Raw genomic sequence first — 8,525 nt, 5'->3', positions numbered from 1 at the left:
ATCCCGCCCCCGCCCGAAGAGGACCCCTCGGTACCGGACCTGTCCCCGCTCGTAGAGGACGCCCGGGGTCTGGTGGGGACCGGTATGTGGGTGGCGAGGAGGCCCAGGCCTATGGCGGAGGCCAGGGCCACGGGGGCGACGAATTGCTGGGCGTCGCGGAACACCGCGAAGCCCGCCCACAGTTCCACAGCCCATCGGAACGCCATCCGCCCGGGCTCGGTCACCCCGATGGAGGCCACACCGAGCCCGATCACGGCCGCGGCGCTCAGCCCCTTCTTGTACGGCACCGTGCCGCGCAGGAAGAACGCGAGACCGGTCAGGGTGATCAGCAGTCTCGCCACCGCGCCCGGCACGGTCTCGTAGCCGGGCGGGACCGCGTACAGGTTCCAGATGCCGCCGAGCGACAGCAGGCTGCCCACCGTTCCGAACGGTGTGTCGGCCCGGGCCGCGAACGCGTCCACACCCACCGGGTCGCCCCGCAACCCCTCCGGCCGCAGCGCCGTCGGCACCAGCCACGGCAGGCTGAAGACGGCCAGCACGACCACCACCCGCACCGGACCGAGCCGGCGCGCCCCGTCCCCGGACCTCCAGCGCGCCACGGCGAGGGGAAGCGCCGTGAGGGCGGTGACCGTCATCGCGGCGAATCCGCCCACCGCCGCGGGCAGCACGGCGAGAGCCGCCCGCCGGCCCGACCAGACGGCACGCACCACCCACGGCAGCCCCGCGTACCCGAGGAGCAGCGCCCATTGACCGATCAGCAGCCGTTCGGCGACGTACGGGTTCCACACGTAGAACACCCCGGCCACCAGCCGCGGCCCCACCGACGAGGACGGGACCAGCAGCGCCGCGCCCGAGCACCCCAGCACGAAGATCGCCAGCAGGATCAGCTTCTGCACCAGCTCGGCGGGCAGCACCTGCGCCAGCGCGGTCACCACGGCGTCGCTCGGCACCACCCGCGCCGCCCCGCCCGCCAGCCCGAACGTGAAGTGCGAGAAGACGGGATCGGGCACGAACACCATGTCCTGGACGAGCGTGAACCCCCACCCCAGAGCGGGCCCCAGCGCCAGACAGCCGAGCACCAGCCCGGTGAGGGCAGCGGAGAGCCCGGCGCGGGCCGTGTGGGACATCCCGATATGACATCACAACCGAGACACGCCCATTCCGCCCGCCACCTCCCGCTGGTTACCCTTCGCCGGGAGGCGAGGCGATGACGGCGGCGGTGGCTGTGGCAGAGCGGGTCCGCCGGAACTCACGCTCCGGCGACACCGTGCTGGCCGTCGCCCTGGTGATGGTCGCGGCCCAGCTCGTGTGGAAGTTCGAGCTGGTCAGGCGGACGTACTTCCGCCAGGACGACTTCATGTTCATCGCCAGGGGCCTGGAGAACGGGCTCACCTGGGACTACCTCATGCGGATCGACTTCGGCCACCTGATGCCGGGGGCGTTCGCGATCCACTGGGCGATGGGCCGGCTCGGCGTGCACAACGACCTTCTCGCGCACGCGCTCACGATGGGCCTGCAGGCGGCGGCCGGGCTGGCGCTGCTGCGGCTGTTGTGGGTGTTGTTCGGGCCGCGCCCGGCGATCCTCGTGCCGCTCGGGTTCGCGCTGGTCACGCCGATGACCATCCCGGGGCTGTCGTGGTGGGCGGTGGTGGTGGAGACGCTGCCGTTCCAGATCGCGCTGCCGATGGCGCTCGCCTCGCACGTGCTGTACGCGCGCACCGGGCGGCTGCGGCACGTGCTGGCCGCGGCCGGCTGGGCGGTGTTCGGGATGGTGTTCTTCGTCAAGGCGCCGTTCATCCTCGTGCTGGCGTTCGTGCTGACGGCGGGCTGGCTCGGCGGGGTGGCGCGGCTGCGCCGGGCGTGGCTGCTCTACCTGGGCGTGCTGGTGCCGTACGCGATCGTCTTCTTCCAGCGGCTGTTCACGTCGGTGCAGCTGACGAACGAGACGTTCGAGCCGCGGCTGCCCAGCCCCGAGGTGGCCGCGCAGTCGATGTGGACGCTGCTGTCCGGCTCACTGGTGCCGACGGCGCTGGGCGGGCCCTGGCGGTGGCAGCCGATCGGCGACGACTACGCCCTGGCCGCCACCCCCGCCCCGCTGATGTGGGCGGCTCTCGCGGTCGCGGCGGTCGCGGTGACGGTGTCGGTGCTCTGGCGGCGGCGGGCGTGGCTGGCGTGGCTGACGCTGCTGGGGTACTTCCTGCTGGCGGACGTGGTCCCGATCATGCTGGGGCGGGTGGAGGTGCTCGGTCCCGATCTGAGCGGGTTCGAGCTGCGGTACGTCTCCTCCACCGCCGTGGTGGTGGCGCTCGTCATCGGGCTGGCGTTCATCCCGGTGCGGGGTGAGGGACGGCCGTGGCGGCGGCCGCCGTCGCGGTGGCGGTGGGCCTGGGTGCCGCTGGCGGCCGTGGTCACGGCGGGCTCGCTCTGGTCGGTCGCCGCCTACGCCGACCGGCCGCTCGGCAGGAACGTCAAGAGCTACGTGCGGACGGCCGAGCAGGCGCTCGCCCAGGTGCCCGCGGGCTCGACGGTGCTGGACACGTACGTGCCGGACAAGGTGGCGTTCCCGCTGTTCCTCTACGACTACGCCCTGCACTCCAGGGTCGTCGGCCCGGCCGCGCCGCATCCGATCGCGTGGACCAGGCGGCTCTCGGGGCCGGTCACGGACCCGCTGGTGTTCGACGCGAGCGGCCGGCTGCGTCCGGCGCGGATCGACGGCGTCACGATCCCCGCCCCCGCCGGCGGCGACTGCACGCCCGTCGGGCCGGACGAGGTGCGCTTCCGCCTGCCCGCCCCGGTCCGTGACGCCGAGCACACCGTACAGATCTCCTATCTGAACGGCGCCCCCACCACCCTGTCGGCCCGGCTCGGCGCGGCGGAGGCGCGGGCGGTGGCCGGCCGGAACCTTGGTGTGACATTCACCACGCTCACCGGCGGCGGTGACGAGCTTGTCCTGCGCACGCTCGACGGCACGACCTGCGTGGGCGAGATCAGGCTCGGCGTCCCGGTCGCCGACGACGAGAAACCGGCCGTTCCCCCGCGGCCCGTTGGGGAATAGCGTCCGGACGCGAGCCGGCTCGCCGGAGGCCGCCACCCTCCCTGTCACCCGTGGCGCGGAAGCCACGGGCTGACGACCCTTGACTTTGCCTTTTCTTCTTGGCCCGAATATTTCGCTTTCTGTACGAAACCGGACATATCCTCAGATCACTCATGGTCCCGCCATCGCGGGACGGCCCAAGCACCGGTGGGTGGCCGGGGGAAGGCACGGATGAAGGACGCGGAACCGAGAACGACCGGCAACCTGCCGCTGGACGTCTTCGATCCCGCTCCGGTGGGCGTGGCGGTGTTCAGCGGCCCCGATCACCGGCTCATCTACATGAACTACGCCTACCAGGAGATCGTCGGCGAACGCCCGCTCGGAGCACCGGCCCGGGAGATCTTCGGCGACATCAGCCAGGAGGGCTACTTCTCGCTCCTCGAACAGGTGCGAGAGACCGGCAAGACGATCAGCCTCAAGGAGCTGCCGTTCGAGTACGGCGATCACCCTTCGCCCGGACGGGAACGATACGCCTCCGCCAGCCTGTCGAAGATCACGCTGGCGAACGGCGAGGACGGCGTGCTCCTCATGGCCGTGGAGGTCACCGCCGGGGTCGAGGCCGCCAAGGTGATCGGCTCCGTCGCCGAGGAACGCCGCAGGTTCCTGCAGCGCTACCAGAGCCTGCTCCAGATCGAGACGCAGGCGACCTGGGTGACCGGCCCCACCGGCGAGGCGAACGAGCTGAGCCTCGGCTGGCAGCGCTACACCGGGCAGTCGTGGGAGGAGTACCGCGGCCACGGCTGGCTGAACGTCGTGCACCCGGACGACCGCAAGCCCACCATCGACAAGTGGTTCGACACCGTGCGCCGGCTGGCCCGCTGGGAGCACGTCTTCCGGCTCAGGACCCCCGACGGCGCCTACCGGCACGTCCGCGTGCGCGGCGTGCCCATCGTCGAGAACGGCGAGCTGGTCGAGTGGGTCGGCGCCGTCACCGACATCGAGCAGGAGTGGGCGGAGCAACGGCACAGACAGCTCCTCGACCAGGCCGCGGCCGCCACCGCGGACCTCGCCGACCTCAACGACGTGCTGACCGCGCTCTCCAAGGTGATCGTGCCGGCCGTCTCCGACGGATGCGGCATCTACCTCCTGCCCGAGATGGAGGACGAGTCGGTCACCTCCCCGTTCATCGCCGAGCGGGTCGCGAACACGGTGCGCGACGGCTTGCTGACACGCCCCCCTCTGCGCACCGAACGGTTCGAGCCCGACAGCGACATCGCCAAGGTGATCAGGACCCGGCAGCCGATCCGCAGCACGTTTCCCCCGGGAGCGCCGCCGCCCGGCGCCCCGCCGACGGGCACGGAGGAGTGGTTCGCCGCGGTCGGAGCCAACAGCACGGCGCTGGTGCCGGTGGTCGTGGACGGCTCGGTCGCGGCGGTGGTGGTGGCCACGGTGTGCGGCGACCGCGAGCCGCTCACCGCCGCCGACGTCGACCTGCTGGCCCGCATGCTGGACCACGCGCACGCCCACCTCAGCAACGCCATGCGCTTCCAGCGCACCCAGCGCGTCGCGCTCGCGTTGCAGAACTACCTGCTGCCCGACCCCCCGCGGGTGCCGGGCCTGGAGATCGCCGCCCGCTACCGCGCCAGCGCCACCGCGGCGGAGATCGGCGGCGACTGGTACGACTCGTTCGTGTCACCCGACGGCTCGACGATCCTGACGATCGGCGACGTGGCCGGGCACGACCTCGCGGCCGCCGTCACCATGAGCCAGCTGCGCAACATGCTCAGAGGCCTGGCGATGGACCGCCGCGAACCTCCCGGCGACATCCTGCGCCGCCTGAACATCGCCACCGAACTCCTCGACGACGAGGACACCGCCACCTGCATCCTGGCCCGCGTGGAGGGTCAGGACGAGGGCGCGCGATGGGTGCGCTACTCGGTGGCCGGCCATCCGCCGCCCCTGCTGGTCACGCCGGAGGGCGAGGCGCGCTACCTCGAAGGCGCCGTCAACCCCATGCTCGGCGTGGCCTACGACATGCCGCGCACCACCGCCGTCGCGTCGCTGCCGCCGGGCAGCACGCTGCTGCTCTACACCGACGGCCTGGTGGAGATGCCGGGCGAACACCTCGACGCCGGCCTGGAACGCCTACGGCTCGCCGCCGCCTCGATGGCCCGCGAGCCGCTCGACGTCTTCTGCGACCTGCTCCTCACCCGCCTGCCCATGGCGCACAAGGACGACATCGCCATGATCGCCGTACGCCTGCCGGGAGCCTGAACGAGGAGACCGGCCATCCCCCGCAACCCCAAGGGGGGATGGCCGGAAGCCGTCACTTGCCCGGCTCGGGGTCCCTCGGCAGGCCGAGCATGCGCTCGCCGATGATGTTGAGCTGGACCTCGGTGGTGCCGCCGTAGATGGTCATGGCCCGGGTGGCGAGGACCGCCCGGTTCCAGAACCCGGCGTCGCCGAGCTTCATGTCCGCGGCGACGACGGCCTGGGCGCCGAGCAGCTCCACCGCGGTCTCCGCCACGTGCTGGGCGTGCGAGGTGGACAGCAGCTTCCGTACGGAGGCGTCCGCGCCCGGCTCGGCGCCGGCCAGCTGCTTGAGCGTGACCCGCAGCCCCAGGGCGGCGATCGAGTGGCTCTCGCAGACCACCTCGGCCACCTTCTGCGCCTCGACCGGCGTCAGCTCCCGCCCCAGCCGTCCGACCAGGCCGAGCACGTCGGACACGCCGGCCGCACCGGCGGACCCGGAGCCCATCGAGACGCGCTCGTTGGACAGCGTGTTGCGGGCGACCTTCCAGCCCTCGCCGACCTCGCCCACGACCAGGTCGTCCGGGACGAAGACGTCGTCGAGGAAGACCTCGTTGAACAGGTTCTCGCCGGTCATCTCGGTCAGCGGCCGGACCGTGACGCCCGGGTCCTTCATGTTGACCAGGAAGTACGTGATGCCCTGGTGCTTGGTGCCCTCGTTGGAGGTGCGGGCGATGCAGATGCCCCACTCGGCGAAGTGGGCGACGGACGTCCAGATCTTCTGGCCGTTGAGCCGCCAGCCGCCCTCGACCTTTTCCGCCTTCATCTGCAGCGAGGCCAGGTCGGAGCCGGCGCCCGGCTCGGAGAACAGCTGGCACCACATCATCTCGCCGCTGAGCGTCTTCGGCAGGAAGCGCTGCTGCTGCTCCTCGGTGCCGTACACGGCGATGGACGGCACCACCCACGCGCCGATGATCAGGGCGGGCAGCCTCACCTTGGCGGCCTTGAGCTCCTGCGCGATCAGCACCTGCTCCAGCGGCTTGGCGCCGCGGCCCCACGGCTTGGGCAGGTGCGGCATGACGAACCCGCGCTCGGCCAGGGCGCGCTTCTGCTCCTTGCCCTCCAGCAGAGCGATCTCCGCGATCTCGGCGCGGATCGACTCGCGCAGGTCCTCGGCGTCCTCGGGCAGCTCGATCTGCAGGTCGCGGGAGACGCCCTGGAGCGAGAGGGAGGTCACCGTGGCCGCCCACTCCGCCGAGGAGCCGAGCAGGGCGCGCAGGGTGAGCGCGCGGCGGTAGTACAGGTGCACGTCGTGCTCGAAGGTGTAGCCGATGCCGCCGAACGTCTGGATGGCGTCCTTGGCGCACAACACGGCCGCGTCGGGGGCCATCACCCCGGCCACGGCGGCGGCGAACTCCAGCTCCTTGCCCTCGGCGCGGGTGGCGTCCCACACGGTGGCGCGGGCCTGCTCCAGCGAGACCAGCATGCGCGACAGCTTGTGCTTGATGCCCTGGAACTGGCCGATCGGGCGGCCGAACTGGACGCGCACCTTCGCGTACTCGGCGGCGGACGTGACGCACCACGACGCCAGGCCGGCGGCCTCGGCGCCGAGGATGATCGCGGCCAGGTTGAGCACGTCGGGGCCCTCGACGCCGTCGAGCACCCGCTCGGCCGGCACGGTCACGTCCGACAGCTCCACCTTCGCGACCGGCCTGGTGAGGTCGAGCGACTTGACCGCGGTGACGGTCGCCGCGGAGGCGTCCAGCGCGATCCACTCCTCGCCCTCGGAGGTCGAGACCGGCAGCACCAGCACGTCGGCCAGCGAGCCGCCGAGCACAGGCTCGACCGTGCCGGAGACGACCAGGGAGCCGTCCTCGTCACGGGTGCCGGTGAGCGCGCCGGTCAGCGCCAGGGCGCCGGTGAGCGTGCCGTCGGCCAGCGGCTCCAGCAACTCGTGACGCTTGGACGCGTGGATGACCGCGCTCGCCAGCACCGTCGGCACATAGGGGCCGGGCGCCATCCGCTCGGCCAGCGCCTCGACGGCCACGGCGGTCTCCAGCAGCCCGTAACCGGATCCGCCGGCCTCCTCGGGCAGGTGCAGACCGAGCAGCCCCTGCTCGGCGAGCCCCGACCAGAACGGCGGACGCCCGTCCGAACCGGCGCGCAGCAACTCCGAGGGGATGTTGCGCTCGGCCCAGCCGCTCACCGACTCGCGGAGCGCCTCGTGCTCCTCGCTCAACCCGATAGCCATTCCTCATCCTCCAGCCAGGTCCGGGTGCATGCCCAGAACCATATTCTAGAGGATGCTTCTGGCCTAGAGGTTTCTAGAGAGGGCGTACTTGCTGCGCGAGGGTGTTCAGGTCGCGCCAGCGGGCCTTGTCGGTCTCGGGGATCGACGCCATGAGCATGGCCGGCTTCGTCTTGCCCACCTCGACGACCGTCACCATCGCCTGGGCCTCCTGCTCCTTGCCGTCGTGGGTGTAGGTGACCTTGTAGCCGAGCGTCCACCCCTTGCCGACCGGGATCTTCTGCGACGCCGTCCAGGAGAGCGTGGCGCCCTTCGGGTACTGCGTGCGCATCGTCCAGCGGACGGCCTGCGTGGCGATCTCGCGGTAGTCGGCGTTCGAGGACGGCTTCTCCTCGGGCGAATCGCCGGGGAGCATCGCCGAGGCGATCACCGTCTGCGGGACGCCCACCTCGCCGATCCGCTGCGCGATCGAGAACGGTGAGAACGACCTGGCCTGCCACGGCTTGGCCAACCTCGGGTAGCTGATCCCGCTGTTCTTGTCGGTGATCGTGTTGACGACGGCGGACGCCTTGCCGGAGAAGGTGGCGTACTTCTTGCTCGCGGGCACGGGCGGCAGCACGATCGGGCTCTCCGTCGGCGTCGGACTGGCCGACGGCGTCGGCGTCGCCGTCACGGACGGCACCGGCGCCACCTGGACGACCTGCTCGGTCTCCTGGTTGGGCACGTCACCGGAGAACACGGTGAACACCAGCACCACGGCGAGCACCGTCGCCACGATGGCCCCGGCCAGGTAGATCACCTTGATCGGGATGTCACCGAGCCCCCGCCGCGGCGGCCTGTCCGGCACCGGCCCCAACGGCTCCACCTGAAACCCCGGCGTCCCGCTACTCCCCGGCCCCCCTACGGGCACGTTCCGCACACCCTGCCGCCCGATCACCCCAGAACCGGGCTGCCCATTGCCCCCAGACCCCGGCTGCCCGAACGCCCCGGAAC

The 8,525-nt window shown here is 71.6% G+C and carries 5 protein-coding genes; 2 read left to right on the top strand and 3 right to left on the bottom strand.

The features are described from left to right. On the bottom strand, positions 1–1,127 hold a 1,127-nt coding region (locus C1J01_RS43395; protein WP_500048301.1), incomplete at its 3' end, for an MmpA family trehalose lipid delivery protein. Between the two features lie 92 nt (positions 1,128–1,219). Here C1J01_RS43395 and C1J01_RS43390 point away from each other — a divergent pair. After that, positions 1,220–3,055: a hypothetical protein gene (locus C1J01_RS43390; protein ID WP_146615940.1), complete on the top strand. Its 1,836-nt coding sequence runs from the start codon at positions 1,220–1,222 to the stop codon at positions 3,053–3,055. Positions 3,056–3,265: 210 nt separating this feature from the next. After that, positions 3,266–5,308, top strand: a complete 2,043-nt coding sequence (locus C1J01_RS43385) for a SpoIIE family protein phosphatase (RefSeq protein ID WP_111184863.1) — start codon at positions 3,266–3,268, stop codon at positions 5,306–5,308. A 52-nt stretch (positions 5,309–5,360) separates the two neighbouring features. On the opposite strand, the gene C1J01_RS43380 is transcribed toward C1J01_RS43385, so the two are convergent. Together C1J01_RS43380 and C1J01_RS43375 are read right to left on the bottom strand one after the other, a co-directional pair. After that, positions 5,361–7,535 carry an acyl-CoA dehydrogenase family protein gene (locus C1J01_RS43380; RefSeq protein WP_111184862.1) on the bottom strand — a complete coding sequence of 725 codons (2,175 nt, stop codon included), beginning with the start codon at positions 7,533–7,535 and terminating at the stop codon, positions 5,361–5,363. Positions 7,536–7,608: 73 nt separating this feature from the next. Next, positions 7,609–8,379, bottom strand: a complete 771-nt coding sequence (locus C1J01_RS43375; protein WP_111184861.1) for a hypothetical protein — start codon at positions 8,377–8,379, stop codon at positions 7,609–7,611. Positions 8,380–8,525: the final 146 nt, after the last annotated feature.

Origin of the sequence: Nonomuraea aridisoli (genome assembly GCF_003236395.1) — a bacterium.
GTDB classification, from domain to species: Bacteria; Actinomycetota; Actinomycetes; order Streptosporangiales; family Streptosporangiaceae; genus Nonomuraea; species Nonomuraea aridisoli.
This window is presented reverse-complemented; position numbering and strand designations above follow the sequence as displayed.

What these genes read in the sequence shown, in the direction of transcription:
- C1J01_RS43385 (WP_111184863.1), top strand. Translation starts at nt 3,266, where the DNA reads ATGAAGGACGCGGAACCGAGAACGACCGGCAACCTGCCGCTGGACGTC.
- C1J01_RS43380 (WP_111184862.1), bottom strand. Translation starts at nt 7,535, where the DNA reads ATGGCTATCGGGTTGAGCGAGGAGCACGAGGCGCTCCGCGAGTCGGTG.